Origin of the sequence: Burkholderia lata (assembly GCF_902499025.1) — a bacterium.
GTDB classification, from domain to species: Bacteria; Pseudomonadota; Gammaproteobacteria; order Burkholderiales; family Burkholderiaceae; genus Burkholderia; species Burkholderia lata_C.
Genome location: NZ_CABVPW010000001.1, coordinates 40963 through 55884, shown reverse-complemented (window position 1 = coordinate 55884; position 14922 = coordinate 40963). Strand labels below are relative to the sequence as shown.

The 14922-nt window shown below is 69.1% G+C and carries 12 protein-coding genes; 5 read left to right on the top strand and 7 right to left on the bottom strand.

Going from position 1 to position 14922, the window contains the following annotated elements:
* Positions 1–18: 18 nt before the first annotated feature.
* On the top strand, positions 19–630 hold the full coding sequence (locus BDI24065_RS00230; protein ID WP_175029476.1) for an alpha/beta fold hydrolase: 612 nt from the start codon (positions 19–21) through the stop codon (positions 628–630).
* A gap of 84 nt (positions 631–714) precedes the next feature.
* Here BDI24065_RS00230 and BDI24065_RS00225 read toward each other — a convergent pair whose 3' ends face one another.
* Both BDI24065_RS00225 and BDI24065_RS00220 read right to left on the bottom strand, forming a co-directional pair.
* Positions 715–2037, bottom strand: a complete 1323-nt coding sequence (locus BDI24065_RS00225; protein ID WP_175029475.1) for an ATP-binding protein — start codon at positions 2035–2037, stop codon at positions 715–717.
* Complete coding sequence (locus BDI24065_RS00220) at positions 2034–2774, bottom strand: response regulator (protein ID WP_034190595.1); 741 nt, start codon at positions 2772–2774, stop codon at positions 2034–2036. Before BDI24065_RS00220 ends, BDI24065_RS00225 begins: the two co-directional genes overlap by 4 nt.
* 227 nt (positions 2775–3001) lie before the next feature.
* Here BDI24065_RS00220 and BDI24065_RS00215 point away from each other — a divergent pair, with 227 nt between their 5' ends.
* A complete protein-coding gene (locus tag BDI24065_RS00215) occupies positions 3002–3583 on the top strand; it encodes a thioredoxin family protein (protein WP_175029474.1) in 582 nt (193 codons plus the stop codon).
* Between the two features lie 55 nt (positions 3584–3638).
* On the opposite strand, the gene BDI24065_RS00210 is transcribed toward BDI24065_RS00215, so the two are convergent.
* Positions 3639–4277: an FMN-binding negative transcriptional regulator gene (locus tag BDI24065_RS00210; RefSeq protein WP_175029473.1), complete on the bottom strand. Its 639-nt coding sequence runs from the start codon at positions 4275–4277 to the stop codon at positions 3639–3641.
* A 123-nt stretch (positions 4278–4400) separates the two neighbouring features.
* On the opposite strand from BDI24065_RS00210, the gene BDI24065_RS00205 reads away from it, so the two are divergent.
* A complete protein-coding gene (locus BDI24065_RS00205; RefSeq protein WP_175029472.1) occupies positions 4401–5915 on the top strand; it encodes a PLP-dependent aminotransferase family protein in 1515 nt (504 codons plus the stop codon).
* A 201-nt stretch (positions 5916–6116) separates the two neighbouring features.
* On the top strand, positions 6117–8345 hold the full coding sequence (locus BDI24065_RS00200; protein ID WP_175029471.1) for a penicillin-binding protein 1A: 2229 nt from the start codon (positions 6117–6119) through the stop codon (positions 8343–8345).
* Positions 8346–8391: 46 nt separating this feature from the next.
* Here the strand turns inward: BDI24065_RS00200 and BDI24065_RS00195 are convergent, their stop codons facing one another.
* Positions 8392–10314, bottom strand: a complete 1923-nt coding sequence (locus tag BDI24065_RS00195; RefSeq protein WP_175029470.1) for a WG repeat-containing protein — start codon at positions 10312–10314, stop codon at positions 8392–8394.
* Between the two features lie 54 nt (positions 10315–10368).
* Positions 10369–11631 (bottom strand): hypothetical protein, encoded by a 1263-nt coding sequence (locus tag BDI24065_RS40915; RefSeq protein ID WP_254609638.1) that lies wholly within the window; start codon positions 11629–11631, stop codon positions 10369–10371.
* Positions 11632–11891: 260 nt separating this feature from the next.
* On the opposite strand from BDI24065_RS40915, the gene BDI24065_RS00185 reads away from it, so the two are divergent.
* Complete coding sequence (locus BDI24065_RS00185) at positions 11892–12344, top strand: nuclear transport factor 2 family protein (protein WP_175029469.1); 453 nt, start codon at positions 11892–11894, stop codon at positions 12342–12344.
* Positions 12345–12374: 30 nt separating this feature from the next.
* Here the strand turns inward: BDI24065_RS00185 and add are convergent, their stop codons facing one another.
* Both add and BDI24065_RS00175 read right to left on the bottom strand, forming a co-directional pair.
* Positions 12375–13475, bottom strand: coding sequence for an adenosine deaminase (add, locus tag BDI24065_RS00180; protein WP_175029468.1), 1101 nt, complete (start codon positions 13473–13475; stop codon positions 12375–12377).
* 47 nt (positions 13476–13522) lie between these two features.
* Complete coding sequence (locus tag BDI24065_RS00175; RefSeq protein ID WP_071331954.1) at positions 13523–14872, bottom strand: NCS2 family permease; 1350 nt, start codon at positions 14870–14872, stop codon at positions 13523–13525.
* Between the last annotated feature and the right edge of the window lie 50 nt (positions 14873–14922).

The following is a 14922-nucleotide window of genomic DNA, read 5'->3' as shown; positions in this document are numbered from 1 at the left end:
CCGGGAAACCGCACCGCCATGCCCGTTCCGTCGCAACTGCTCTTCCTGCCCGGCGCATCGGGCAGCACCGCCTTCTGGCAACCGCTCGCCGGCCTTCTCACGCATCCGGCCGAGCGTCGCATCGTCGGCTATCCGGGCTTCGGCGATACGCCGCGCGATCCGGCCGTCGACGATTTCGACGGCCTCGTGCGTCACGTGCTGGAAACGATCGACCGGCCGACCGCCGTGATCGCGCAATCGATGGGCGGCGTGATCGCGATGCGCGCGGCGCTCGACAAGCCTGCACTGATCACGCACCTCGTGCTGACGGTCACGTCCGGCGGGCTCGACATGGCAGGGCTCGGCGCGCAGGACTGGCGCACCGGTTTCGCGGAAGCCAACCCGCAGCTTCCCGACTGGTTCCTGACGTTCCGCGCCGACCTGTCGCGGGATATCGGCCGCATCGCGCAGCCGACACTGCTGCTGTGGGGCGACGACGATCCGATCAGCCCCATCGCGGCCGGCCGGCGCCTGCTCGAACGATTGCCCGACGCGCGGCTGCACGTCCTGCATGGCGGCCGGCACGATCTCGCGGCCGTGCATGCGGCGACGCTCGCGCCGCTCGTCGATGCGCATCTGCGGCGCGCGTGACGTCGCGCACGGCAGCTTCAACGTCGGCTTCGGTTTCGATTTCGGCACTAACCTGAAACCGCGACGCTCACGCGCCGCATCACATCACGCCGCGTTCCTCAACGTAAGCCGCGCCTCCAGCCCGCCGCCATCCGTCCGGTTGTTCAGCGTGAGCGTGCCGCCCATCGCGAGCGCGAGCTGCCGCGCGATCGCGAGGCCGAGCCCCGTGCCGCCCGTCTCGCGATTGCGCGACGTCTCCACGCGCCGGAACGGCTCGAACACCGCGTCGAGCTGATCGTCCGGAATGCCGGGCCCGCGGTCGAGCACGGCGATCACCGCGCCGCCGTCCGGCGCGGCGTGCACGTCGATCTCGGCCGCGCCCGCGAACTTCAGCGCGTTGTCGACGAGGTTGCCGACGATACGGCGCAGCGCCTTCGGCCGCGTGACGAGTGCGAGCGGCGCGCGGCTGTGCAGCGCGACGTCCTGCCCCGCATCGGTGTAGTCGCACACGATGCTGTCGAGCAGCGCATCGAGATCGATCCGGCGCGCGGCTTCCTCGGTGCCGTGCAGCGTCCGCGCGTATGCGACGCCCTCCTTCACCAGATGCTCCATCTCGAGCAGGTCCTGGCGCAGCTTCGCGCCCTGTGCATCGTCGTCCATCATGTCGGCGCGCAAGCGCATCCGCGTGATCGGCGTCTGCAGGTCGTGCGAAATCGACGCGAGGATCTGCATGCGCTCGGCCATGTACTGCGCGATGCGATCCTGCATCGCGTTGAACGCCCGGGCGGCGCGCGCGACTTCGGACGGCCCGCCCTCGTTCAGCCGCTCGCCCTTCAGGTCGGGGCCGAGTGCATCGGCGGCCTGCGCGAGCTGCTTGAGCGGCCGCGTCGCGAGCCGCACCGCGAGCCAGCAGCACGCGGCCAGCACCGCGAGCTGCAGCACGAGCACGACCGGCAGCCAGCCCGACAGCGGCACCGTCGACATCGGACGGATGTCGATCGTCAGCGGCGCCCCGTCGGTCAGGCGCAGGTGCACCTGCAGATGTTCGCGATCGCCGGGAATCGCGTTCGCGGTCAGCGGGTAGTCGCCGCCGATGCCGTCGGAGATCGACCGCTCGACGCGCGCCGACAGCCGCGCTTCCGGCGGCGTGCCGGTCTCGCCGGGCCCGAGGATGAACGTATAGCTGCGCCGCGCGAGGCGCGGCAGCCAAGCGGCCCGCTCGGCGGGCGGCAGGTGGTCGAGCAGCGCGACCGAGCTCGCGACCTCGCGCTCGATGTAACCCATCATCAGGTTGGTGGTCGCCTGGTCGCGCTCGGTCACGGTGAGCCAGAACGACAGCGTCTGCGCGAGCGCGAGGCCCACGCACAGGATCAGCGCGAGCCGCGCGAACAGCGAGCGCGGCCAGTGCCACGGCATGCGCGCGCTCATGGCGTACCGTCGACGGCGGTCACGGCCGACGAGAACACATAGCCCTCGTTACGCAGCGTCTTGATGTAGCGCGGTTCGCGCGCGCCGTCGCGCAGGCGCTGGCGCAGCCGGCTCACGAGCAGGTCGATCGACCGGTCGAACGGATCCGACTGCCGCCCCTGCGTGAGATTGAGCAACTGGTCGCGCGTCAGCACGCGCTGCGGGTTGTCGAGGAACACGCGCAGCAGCCGGTATTCGGCGCCGCTCAGCGCGACCAGCGTGCCTTCGGCATCGAGCAGGTGGCGCCCGGTCGTGTCGAGCCGCCATTCGCCGAACGCGAGCATCTCCGCGGTTTCCGTCACCTGCATCCCGGGCGGCAGCATGCGGGCGCGGCGCAGCACCGAGCGGATCCGCGCGAGCAGCTCGCGCACCGCGAACGGTTTGGCCAGGTAGTCGTCGGCGCCCATCTCGAGGCCGATGATGCGGTCGGTTTCCTCGCCGCGTGCGGTCAGCATCAGCACCGGCACCGTGCGGAACTTGCCGGCGCGCAGGTCGCGGCACAGCGTGAGGCCGTCCTCGCCCGGCATCATCAGGTCGAGCACGATCAGGTCGGGGGCGCCGTCGTCCAGCACGTTGCGCATCTCGCGGCCGTTCGCGGCCAGCGACACGCGCATGCCGTTCTTCTCCAGATAATCCGCGATCAGTTCGCGGATCGCGCGATCGTCGTCGACGATCAGCACGTGGTCGATCTTGTCCATGAGTCGTTGTCGGTGTCGAGGGTTTCGGGCAGGCGATGTCCGCTTTTATACCGCACGACGGGCATGCGTTTGTATCCCAATGTATCGCGCCGCCGTGACGACACACAACATTGCACACGCGTGGCTTGCCGGACACATCGCAGATACGTCGGCGCCGCCTAATGGGGCCTGTCGAAACCCGTCCGGCCGCCGCCACCGAGCAGCGGCCTCCCGCTCAGGAGAACGCCATGCTGCCCCGACTCAAGATCGCCACCCTCGTCATCGCCCTTGCCGCCACCGCCGGGCTCGCCGCCTTCGCGGGCACCCGCGACGACGCGGGCATGCCGACTTCGCAGGCCGGTACGGCGGCGCCCGATTTCACCGGCATCGACCGCTGGCACAACAGCCCGCCGCTGACACTCGGCCAGTTGCGCGGCAAGGTCGTGCTCGTCGATTTCTGGACGTACTCGTGCATCAACTGCATTCATACGATTCCGTACGTGAAGGAGTGGGACCGGAAGTATCGCGACCAGGGGCTCGTCGTGGTCGGTGTGCATACGCCCGAGTACCCGTTCGAGCGCGACGCGGGCAACGTCGCCGATGCGATCAAGCGCTTCGGCATCCGGTATCCGGTCGCGCAGGACAACCGCTACGCCACGTGGCGTGCGTACGGCAACCAGTACTGGCCCGCGCTGTACCTGATCGACGCGAACGGGAAGGTCGTCTATACGCGCTACGGCGAAGGCGAGTACGACAAGACCGAGGCCGCGATTCGCGGCGCGCTCGCGCAAGCCGGCGAAGGCGCAAAGGGCGCGACGCGCACGCAGTAACGGGCCGGCGCGCGGGCGTGGCGCCTGCCCGCGCGTGCCTGCCTGTCGAGGGCGCTCACCCGCGCTTCGCGTCGGCCGCCGCGATCATCGCTTCGCCGATCGCGAGGTTGCCGTTCGCGACCAGCGCGTCGCCGGCGCCGCGGATATCGGCCACGTCCTTGTTCTGCCCGAGCTTGCGCTTGCCCACGAGCCGCGTGATCTCGATCTGCAGCCCGACGATCGCCTGCAGCATCGTGTCGAGATAATCCGCCGGCGCGTCACCCATCTTCCACGGCACCGGCTGCGCCGCCTCGTGCGTGCGCGTCAGCCGGGCCACCACGCCGCGCACGAACTTCTCGTCGTCGCGCACCGTGATGCGGCCATGCGCATGCACGACCACGTAGTTCCACGTCGGCACCTGCCGGTGCGCCACATGCTTGCTCGGATACCAGGTCGGCGAGATATACGCGTCGCCCGCACGGAAGATCACGAGCACCTCGTCGCCGTTCGCGACGTCCTGCCAGACCGGGTTCGCCCGCGCGACGTGTGCATGCAGTTCGCCGAGCCCGCCGTCGCCGGGCAGCAGCTCGAACGGAATGTGGTTCGCGTCGAGCCCGCTCTTGCCGTGCGTGATCAGGCTGCCGAACGGATGCTGCACGATCAGCTCGCGCAGCGCGTCGGGGTTGGGTTCGTTGAAATCGGCGGGGACGTACATGTCGGCTCCACGGTCGTACGGGGGTTGGAATGGATCGGGCGCTGGCCCGTCATGCGCCGATTGTGGCTCCAAACTGGTTTATGCTGTAGAGCCGGTTTGAAACAATTTCAGCAGACCAGAATCATGGCAAGAACGGCCCGGAACGCCGATATCCCGTCGCTCGGCGCGCTCGATCGCGCGGCCGGCGACCTGAGCCGCCAGCTCGCGCAGGCGCTGCGCGAAGCCGTGCGGCGCGGCGACGTCCATCCGGGCGACGCGCTGCCGTCCACGCGGCTGCTCGCCACGTCGCTGCAGGTGGCGCGCGGCACCGTCGTCGATGCGTATGCGCAGCTCATCGCCGAAGGCTTCCTCGAATCGCGCGGCGGCGCGGGCACGCGGGTCGCGAACGCGCTTGCGCTCACCGAGCCACCGCCCGTCAACGCGCCCGAACCGCCTGCCCGGCGCCGCCCGCCGGCGCATGCCGGCCTCCCGGAGCCGGCCGCCACCTTCGCTCGGATCGCCGGCGAATTCCGTCCGCTGCCGGCGATGCCGTTCGCGATCTCGGTGCCGCTCGGCCTCACCGCACCCGACGACATCTGGCGCCGGCTCGGCAACCGCCTGCGCGCGCGCGGCGCCGGTGCGCCGTCCGGCTATGCCGATCCGCAAGGCGCGCTGCCGCTGCGCGAAGCGATCGCCGACTACGTGCGCCGCTCGCGCTCGGTGCGCTGCCATGCCGACCAGGTCGTGATCACCAGCGGCACGCAGCAGGGGCTGCATCTCGCGAGCCAGGTACTGCTCGGTGCGGACGATCAGGCGTGGGTCGAGAATCCGGCCTATCGCGGCATCACCGCGCTGCTCGACAGCACGGGCCGGCGCGACGCGATGGTGCGGGTGCCGGTCGACGCCGACGGCCTCGACGTCGAAGCCGGCATCCGCATCGCGCCGCATGCGCGGGTCGCGTTCGTCACGCCGTCGCACCAGTATCCGCTCGGCATGCCACTCAGCATGGCGCGGCGCAATGCGCTGCTCGCGTGGGCGCGTGCGCAGCGCGCGTGGGTGGTCGAGGACGACTACGACAGCGAGCTGCGCTACGAAGGCCATCCGTTCCCGTCGCTACAGGGGCTCGACCCCGATCGCGTGATCTACCTCGGCACGTTCAGCAAGATCCTGTTTCCGTCGCTGCGGCTCGGCTACGTGATCGCGCCCGACGATCTCGTACCGGCGTTCTGCGGCGCACGCGTGTTGATGGATCGCCATGCGCCGACCGCCGACCAGCACGTGCTGGCCGCGTTCATCGCGGAAGGCCATCTCGACCGCCACATCCGCCGCGTGCGCAGCGTGTATGCGGAACAGCGCGCGCTGCTGATCGACACGCTCGGTGCGCGGCTGCCGCGCGAACGCGCGTGGGTGCAGCCGGGCGACCAGGGGATGCACGTCGTGCTGTGGCTCGCGGAAGGGATCGACGATCTCGACGTGGTCGAGCGCGCCGCGCAAGCCGGCGTCGCGGTGCGCGCGGTGTCGCCGATGTTCGCGCCGGGTACGGCCCGCCGGGGCCTCGTGCTGGGCTTCGGCGGGTTCGGCCGCGCGCAGATGGAAGCGGCCGCGCAGCGGCTCGCGGATGTGGTCGCAATGGCCGCGGACGACGCCGTGCCACGCTGACCAGACGGCTTCGAGCGCCGGCGGGTCGGCGGGTCGGCCACGATTCGTCGGGGGAATCGCGCCGGGCTGCGCCGTAAAAGGTTGTCGGCGGGCAACAAACGTAATCGTCTGTAAATCCTGCAAGCAAACGGCTGTTTTTACCGATGTCGCACATGTGCCGTTTGCTAGGATCGCGCCTCTCCCATCCGCGCTCCTGCCGCCTTGAATCGCTTCGTGCCGCTTCTCCGAGACGCGTGGCTCCGTTGCCGCGCCCGCGTCGCACCGTTCGCCGCCGCCTGCGGCGCACACCTCCGCGCGCTGAGCGCCGGGATCCTGCATCGCCTGCGTCATCCGACGCGCCGCGGCGTCGCGCTGACGCTCGCCGCGATACCGGTGCTGGGCCTGCTGGTGCTGCTCGCGTTCATTCCGTTCACGCCCAGCATCGGCGACATCCGCAAGGCACGCATCGACCGCCCCGCGCGCGTGCTGTCCGCCGACGGCCAGCTGATCGCCGAGTTTCGGCCCGTCAACCGCGAATGGGTGCCGCTCAAGCAGATCTCGCCGCACATGGTCGACGCGCTGATCGCGACCGAGGACCACCGCTTCTACGCGCATCACGGCATCGACTTGCGGCGCACGATCGCCGCAGGGCTGCATACGTTCTCGGGCGACCGCCAGGGCGGCTCGACGATCACGCAGCAGCTCGCACGCAACCTGTATCCGGATGAAGTCGGCCGCGCGCCGACGCTCACGCGCAAGGTAAAGGAGCTGATCACCGCGTTCAAGATCGAGTCGGTGTACAGCAAGGACGAGATTCTCGAGACCTACCTGAACACCGTGCCGTTCCTGTACAACGCCTACGGCGTCGAAATGGCCGCGCGCACCTACTTCGGCAAGTCGGCCGACCAGCTCGACATCGTCGAAAGCGCGACGCTCGTCGGGATGCTGAAGGGCAACAGTTACTACAACCCGGTGCTGAACCCGGAACGCGCGGTGCAGCGGCGCAACATCGTGCTCGACCGGATGGCGCAGATGCACATGCTGACGCCGCAGCAGCTCGCGAAACTGCAGCGCCAGCCGCTGCGCGTCGACTTCGAGCCGCAGTCGGGGCAGCCCGGCCTCGCGCCGCACTTCGCGGTGCAGTTGCGCAAATGGCTGATCGCGTGGGCCGATCGCAACAACTACGATCTGTACTCGGACGGCCTCGTCGTGCGCACGACGCTCGACGCACGGTTGCAGGACATGGCGACGCAGGCGCTGACGCGGCAGACCGAACGGCTGCAGGCGATCGCCGACAGCGCGTGGCGCGGCCCGTCCGGCTGCGGGCTGCGCAACGACCTGTTCCGCGGCTTTATCCGCCAGACGCCCGAGTATCGCCAGGCCCGCGACACGGGGCTTGCCGACGTGCCGGCACTGAAGCAGCTCGGCGCCAACCGGGAATTCATGCGCACGCTGTGCGAGCGCAAGACGCAGGTGCAGGCCGGCTTCGTCGCGATCGATCCGCGCAACGGCGCGATCCGTGCGTGGGTCGGCAGCCCCGATTTCGGCAGCGAGCCGTTCGATCACGTGTCGCAGGCGCGGCGCCAGCCCGGTTCGACGTTCAAGCCGTTCGTCTATGGCGCCGCGTTCGCGGACGGCATGCGGCCGGGCGATACGTTCGTCGACCGCCCGGTGGCGATCCCGATCGACGGCCGTGCGGTCTGGCGCCCGACCGATGCCGAGCCGCCGACCGATGAGCCGATGACGCTGCGCGATGCACTCGCGCTGTCGCGCAACCGCGTCACCGCGCAGGTGATGCAGCACGAAGGCGCCGCGAAGGTCGCGCAGCTCGCACGCGCAATGGGCGTGCGCGACAGCCCGCTCGACGCGGTACCGTCGCTCGCGCTCGGCACGAGCCCCGTCACGCTGAAGGAGATGGTGTCCGCGTACGGCACGATCGCAAACCGCGGCGTGTACGTCGCGCCGCAGATGATCACGCGCATCGAGGATCGCGACGGCAAGGTGCTCGCCGCCTTCGGCAGCGCGCCGCCCGAACGTGCTTTGCCCGAGCCCGCCGCGCAGACGCTGGTCGACGTGATGCGCGATGTCGTCGATCGCGGCACCGGCGCCGACATCCATTCGCGCTACGGGATCCGCGTCGACGTCGCCGGCAAGACGGGCACGACGCAGGACAACGCGGACGGCTGGTTCATCCTGATGCATCCGCAACTGGTGGCCGGCGCATGGGTCGGCTTCGACGACGGCAGCGTGACGCTGCGCAGCGATTACTGGGGCGCGGGCGCACACAGCGCGCTGCCGATCGTCGGCACGTTCTACGATGCGGCGCTGCGCGCGCGGGCGATCGATCCGCATGCGCAGTTCTCGCCCGACTTCCGGCCGCGCAGTGCGCCGGCGCCGCGGCGGCGCACTGCGCATCCAGGCCTGTTCGACTGGCTGAAGTTCTTCCGCTGATCGGGGTGCCGGCGGGCCTCGCCGGCATCCACGACAGCGGCCCGGCCTACCGAAGTGTCGTCGTCGCGTGCCCGTCCGCGTACAGCCAGACAGGCACGCCGTCGTCGCGCAATGCGGCGACCGGTTCGCCCAGACTCCAGTTCTGAGCGACTGCGACACGGCGGACGAACCACGGCATCAGCATCGCGTGACCGTCCGCGCCGTCGTGATCGTCGTCGAACAGCGCATCGTCACCGATTCGCGTGTAACGCGCCGGATGCAGCACGGTGCCGTCCGCGCGAAGCACCGTCGCCCGCACGTCGTTACCGCTCTCGTCCTCCACGCAGGCCAGCCAGCCGTGATCGGCGCCCCAGAACAGGCCGGCCACGTCGTCGAAGCGCCCCTGCACGACCGTCGCGCCCGTCTCGAGATCGCAGATCGCGAGCTGCACCGGCTCGCCCGGCAGGACGCCGATCGCGTAACGCGTGAACAACTCGCCCGGCACGGCTTCGTCATCCGGCAACCACGACAGCACACCCATGTTGACGAAGTCGAACGGCGTCAGCACGCGGCCCTGCCCGTCGACGATCGCGCAACGCCCGTCGTCGCGCCGCACGATATGGCGGATCGCACCGAGCTCGGTCAGCATGTCCGTCCGTTCGTCGTCGGTCAGCCTGGCGACTTCCGCGTAATGCGGCTCGACGACCACCCGGCCCTTCGCATCGACGAGGCCGACGTGACCGTTGCGCTGCGCGACGAAGGCGCCGCATTCGGACGACCATTCGAGCACGTCCCACTCGGGCTGCGCGCGCCATTGCCCGTCGCGCCCGATCAGCCCCCACCGCTCGCCTTCGGATACCGCCGCGACTTTGCCGTCCTCGAATTCATGCGCATCGTCGAAACGCGGCGGAATCACCCACGCACCGTGCGTGTCGACGAAGCCCCAGCGGCCGTCCAGGCTCGCGGATGCAACCCCGCCCGTGAAATCGCCGAAATCGTCGAGCGACGGTTCGAGCACCCACGTGCCGTCCGTGCGCACGAGCCCGAACCGCTCGCCGATGCGCACGCAGGCGACGTCGCCGCTGAAATCCCACACGGCGTCGAACGACGGTTCGCGCACGATCCGCATCTGGTCGCCATCGCCGTCGCCGTCGACATCGCCATCGGCGAACAGCAGGCCGACTTTCCCGTCGCGGGCGGCCCACAGCAAGCGATCGTCGCGCGCGCCGCTCGTCCACAGGTTCGTCCACTCGGGCGGCACGATCACGTGCCATGCGTCGTCGATTTCACGCCGCACGCCCCACAGCCCGTTGCGTGCGCGAAAGCTGAATGTGCCGTAGCCGAGCCAGTTGCCGTGCACCTCGCCGGCATCGAACATCTCGGCAAACGTCACGCCGCGCGGCGGCTCCTGACGGACGAAATAGTGATGCGACATGCCGCCGAACCCGAAGCCCCACGCCCAGTCGCGCCAATCCGGTGACGTATCGATCTCGAGCGCATCGCGCACGCCGCGCACGTCGCGGAAATCCATGCAGTTCGCGACCTGCCACCACAGGCGCGTACAGGTATCGCGCTCCTGGTCGATGTAGTCGTTCGGATCGCCGCCGTCTAGCCACGACAACTCGTCGAGATTCGCGGAAAAGCGTGGTGCGCCATGCGCATCGCCGAGCGCGTCGATCGATTCGCCGAGATGACGCACGACCGCATCGAACTGGCGCGCCAGCGCCGGATCGTCGCCGGGCAGCGGATACGCGACGACAAACGACGCGAGCCGGCTGATGCGCGCAAGCGCGGCGCGCGCGTCGCTGGCGAGATTCGGCGTACCGGCATCGCCGAACACGCGCTGATCGGTAATCGCGTCGCCCGCGCCGCCGTCGGCGAGCAGCACGCGCCACAGCAGCGGAAAGTGATTGTTGGATTCCGCGAGCGCGATCGTTCGCGCGTCGTCGCCGTCACCGGCCTGGAGATACAGCCATGATCGATTGCCCATCGGATGGGTCGCCCTCGTTCTTGTTGTCGGTGTATTGCGCCGGTTCGCCCGCCGTCAGCGTGCGGCGGATGCCTTCAGCAGCCGCAGGATCTCCGGCGTGTCGGCTGCATCCGCCAGCACTTTCGCAGACGGTTTCACGCCCGCGTCGAGCAGGCGCTGCACGCCGTCGACACGGCGCGCAGTCACCTCTCCGTCGAGCAGCGCATCGTCATGCAACACGTCCGGGTTCGCATCCTTCGCGAGCAGCACGAAGACTGAAGCCGCCACGGGTGGATTCAATGCGTCCGGCAACGCGACGTCGGCGACGCGGTATGGGTTGTTGTCGTGGATTTGCCAGCGCAGCACGCCGCGTGCCTGCAACTTGCCGAGCACGGCGAGTGCATCCGGTTCCGGCAGTTTCACGATTTCGGCGACGAGGTCGCTCGCCTGCTCTTCGCGGCCATCGCGCAGCGTGTCGGGCGGCGGCAGGTTCGGCACCAGCGCGTCGAGCACGAGTGCCTGCCGGCGCGCGCGATCGGGCGACGTCTGCGCGCCTGCGTCGGGCCGGTTCTGCCGCAGCAACTGGCCAGCCACGCGCCAGCGATCGTCGCGGCCGAGCTCGTCACGCGGCACCTGATGCGCGCGCAACAGCACGCCGAGCCGGCGCCACATCGTATCGACTTCCTCGACGTCGTTCGACGTCAGGCCGTCGCCGACGATCTCGTCGAGCGCCTGGCCGCACACGAACGCGCGCTGCCGCAACGGATCGAGTTCGGCGAAATACGTGTGTGCGGGTTCCGGCATCGCATCGAAGTCGGCCTGGCTCATGTCGGGCGGACGGTGGCCCGGGCACGGGCCCGCGCCGGCAATCTCCCGGCCCGCCACCGCCTTCACGGGCTCCGGCGGCGAATCGCCGCTGCGCGCGACCGGATACAGTTCCATGCCGTTGACCTGAAAGCCCTGCATCGCCAGCATCACGACGCCTGTCGTCGAATGCTTCGTCTCGAAGTTTCTGCCGGCAAGCGACGTGACCTGATACGGCGCGCCGATCGGCAGCTTGATCAGTTCGCCGCCCGGCACGTCGAGCACGCAAGCGCCCGGCGGCGCCTTGTCGGGGCCTTCGGTTTCCAGCTCGGCCTCGTGCGTCGGGGCCGTTTCGACACGCCATTGGCCGGCGTCGCGCGCGCGCAGCACGATCTCGCCGCCTACTTTCTCGACGCGCAGCGTCGCGGGTTTGCCGGCCGCCGGCGCGTAATCGCCGAGCAACGCATCGCAGGCAGTGCCGGCCCGCGCGGACAGCGACGCGAGCAACAGCAGACAGAACAAGGAGGTACGCACGGCTGAAGCCTCTCTCTATTCGAATTGTTTTGGGAATGTCCGGCGCGACAGCGCACGGTGGCCGCGACACGACCGATCGCTGCCGGACGCCAATATAGCGAACGCGGGCGACGTGTGCCAGCCGGTGCGGGTACATACCGATGATGTGCAGGGAAATGGAAAGGTATGGAGCGAAGCGCCGGATTAGTCCACCCGGACGAAGCGGCGCCGCCGCGCACCGTGCACCATCGTCGTCATCGTGCAACGACGGCGGAGCCCGCATGACCCACAGCGCAGTCGAGATCGCGAACCTGCTGTACCGCTACGCCGAGTTGCTCGACGCGGGCGACCTGCCGCGCGTCGCCGAGCTGTTCCGGCACGCGCGCATCAAGACGCAGGACGATGCACCGACGATCGGCGCGGATGAACTGCTCGCGCTGTTCAGCGCGAGCGTGAAGCGCTACCCGTGCGGCACGCCGCGCACGAAGCATGTGGTGAGCAACCCGATCATCGAGATCGACGAAGCCGCGCATCGCGCGACGGCGCGCTCGTACTACACGGTGCTGCAGGCGGTCGACGGGTTCCCGCTGCAACCGGTCGCGGCGGGCCGCTATCACGACGCATTCGAACGCGTCGACGGCGCGTGGCGTTTTTCGTTCCGCGATTACACGCTGTTCGATTTCGCAGGCGACCTGCGCCATCACGTGAACCCGAGCGAATCGCCGGCCGGTTGAAGCACCGGCCAGCGTCAAACGCAGCCGCGCTCAGCCCACGGCGAGCGTCGCTGCCAGCGCATCGAACTCAGGCGCCCATGCCGCACGCCACGCGGCCTTCGTTGCGTCGTCCACCCACGCGCCGTCGATCCCGTTCAGCATGAACTGCTTCAGCTCGGCCACGGTGAAGCCGAAATGGCTGAACATCAGCTCCCATGCCTCGGCCGGATTGACCTTGTGCAGCGTCGGATCGTCGGTGTTCGGATGGATCTTCAGCCCGAGGCCCGGCATCTTGCGCATCGGATGCCGTTCCGCCCATTGCTCCGGCGGCAGCGTACGCAGGTAGTACGAATTGGTCGGCACGACGGTGAAGACGATCCCGCGCTCCGCATAACGTGCGCACAGCTCCGGGTTGTCGACGATCGTATAGCCGTGATCGACGCGATCGACCTGCAGCAGATCGACGGCCGTCTCGACGTTGCGCCACGGCATCCCGAACTCGCCCGCATGCGCGGTCGTGCGAAAACCCGCCGCGCGTGCATTGCGGTAAGCCTTCCAGAACAGCTCCGGCGGCCGGTCGTTCTCGCGATAGTCGATCCCGAGCCCCGCGACTTCGTCCGCGCGGTTCGCCTTCATCCAATCGACGATCGCCACGGCTTCGTCGGGATCCTGCTCGCGGTCGATGCTCGGGATCAGGCGCGCGCCGATCCCGAAATCGCGCGCGGCGTCGCGGATCGCCGTCACGATCGCGGCCTGCGCATCCGCATACGCGATGCCCGACACACGCACCGTACCCGTCGGATTCCAGAAGAATTCCGCGTGCCGGACGTTGTGCGCGGCCGCGTCTTCCAGATACTCGTAGGCGATCCGCCGCAGGTCGTCGGGCTGCGTGAGCAGATACTTGTCGAGCGCGCGCAGCACGTGCAGCACGCCGACCGGTTTTTCGCCGCGCGCATAGAATGCGTCGATCTCCGCACGCTCGATCGGCGCGCCGCTGCGCTCCGCGAGCGCGACGAACGTGTCGTGCCGCACCGCGCCGAGCAGGTGGCAATGCAGCTCGACCTTCGGCAGCGCGTGGAAGAAGGCCCGATGGGCCGGCGTGATCTCGATGCCCGTGCGCGCGGCCGGGACATTACCTGGTGTTCCCTTCATTGCAGTCTCTTTTTTCGGTAGTGCCATTGCGTCGCGAAAGCCGTCTCTCAGTGCGGCTTCACGACGGTCCAGAAGTAATAGCCGAGCGGAAGCGCGAGCACGACGAGTCCCCACGACACATCGCGCCAGCGGCCGGCCAGCAGCTTGACGAGCACGTAGCACAGCAGCCCGCCCGCGATGCCGGTGCCGAAGCTGTTCGACATCAGCGTAAGCAGCACCATCGACATCACGGGCAGCGCATCGGTGAAGTCGTCGAAGTGCGTATGGCGGATCGTCGCGAACATCGACAGCCCGATCAGGATCAGCGCCGGCGCGGTCGCTTCTTTCGGGATCGCGAGCGCAACCGGCACGAACAGCAACATCGCGGCGAACAGCACGGCCGCGGCCAGCGACGACAGCCCGCTGCGGCCGCCGGCCTCGACACCCGCCGCCGATTCGATCAGCGCGGTCAGCGCGGGAATGCCGAACACGGGCCCGAGCGTCGCCGCGAGCGAATCGACGAGGAACGGCCGGTTGATGTTCGGCAGGTTGCCCTGTTCGTCGAGCAGGTTCGCCTTCGCGCCGACCGCGAGCGCGGTGCCGAGCGTCGAGAAGAATTCCGCCGCAAAAAACGCGAACAGGTACGGCGCGGCCGCGAGGCTCAACGCGCTGCCGATGTCGAGCTTGAACGCGATCGGCGCGATGCTGTGCGGCAGCGACACGAACGACGCGGGCAGGTGCGTGACGCCGAGCGGCACGCCGGCCGCGGCCGCGACGAGGATCGCGATCAGGATCGCGCCGGGCACCTTGCGCGCCTGCAGCACGATCGCGACCGCGAGGCCGATCAGCGCGACGAGCGCGCCCGGCCTCGAGAAGTCGCCGAGCGCGAACGCATTGGTCTTCGCGTTCGCGACGACCATCCCCGCATTGCGCAGCCCGAGCATCGTCACGAACAACCCGATCGACGCGCCGAGCCCGAGCTTGATCTGCACCGGAATCAGCCGCACCACGACGCCGCGTGCGCCGAGGATCGTCAGCAGGAAGAACAGCACGCCCGATACACATGCGATCCCGAGGCCCGTCTGCCAGCCCACGTGCTCCGTCGTCGCGAGCGTCACGCCGATGATCACCGAGCCGCCGATGCCGGGGCCGACGAGGAACGGCAGGTTCGCGTAGAGCCCCATCAGCGTGGTGAACAGCACGAACACGATGATCGTCGCGGTCGTCGCCGCGCCGCGCTCCATCCCGCCCGTCGCGAGCAGCGACGGGATCACGACGAGCAGGTACGCGGCCGCGAGAAACGACGTGACGCCCGCGATCGTCTCGGTGCGCACGCTCGTGCCGCGCGCGGCGAGCGCGAAGCGGCGTTCGAGCCAGTTGGCCGGCGCTCGCGCCGGCATCGTGTCAGTCGCTGACATGGTGGTTCTCCTGTGATTCCGAATATTGTCCTGTGTCGATTCACGCAGCG

Bases quoted from the DNA above. Each gene is read 5' to 3' on its own strand.
- BDI24065_RS00230 (WP_175029476.1), top strand. From the start codon at position 19: ATGCCCGTTCCGTCGCAACTGCTCTTCCTGCCCGGCGCATCGGGCAGC.
- BDI24065_RS00225 (WP_175029475.1), bottom strand. From the start codon at position 2,037: ATGAGCGCGCGCATGCCGTGGCACTGGCCGCGCTCGCTGTTCGCGCGG.
- BDI24065_RS00220 (WP_034190595.1), bottom strand. From the start codon at position 2,774: ATGGACAAGATCGACCACGTGCTGATCGTCGACGACGATCGCGCGATC.
- BDI24065_RS00215 (WP_175029474.1), top strand. From the start codon at position 3,002: ATGCTGCCCCGACTCAAGATCGCCACCCTCGTCATCGCCCTTGCCGCC.
- BDI24065_RS00210 (WP_175029473.1), bottom strand. From the start codon at position 4,277: ATGTACGTCCCCGCCGATTTCAACGAACCCAACCCCGACGCGCTGCGC.
- BDI24065_RS00205 (WP_175029472.1), top strand. From the start codon at position 4,401: ATGGCAAGAACGGCCCGGAACGCCGATATCCCGTCGCTCGGCGCGCTC.
- BDI24065_RS00195 (WP_175029470.1), bottom strand. From the start codon at position 10,314: ATGGGCAATCGATCATGGCTGTATCTCCAGGCCGGTGACGGCGACGAC.
- BDI24065_RS00185 (WP_175029469.1), top strand. From the start codon at position 11,892: ATGACCCACAGCGCAGTCGAGATCGCGAACCTGCTGTACCGCTACGCC.
- add (WP_175029468.1), bottom strand. From the start codon at position 13,475: ATGAAGGGAACACCAGGTAATGTCCCGGCCGCGCGCACGGGCATCGAG.
- BDI24065_RS00175 (WP_071331954.1), bottom strand. From the start codon at position 14,872: ATGTCAGCGACTGACACGATGCCGGCGCGAGCGCCGGCCAACTGGCTC.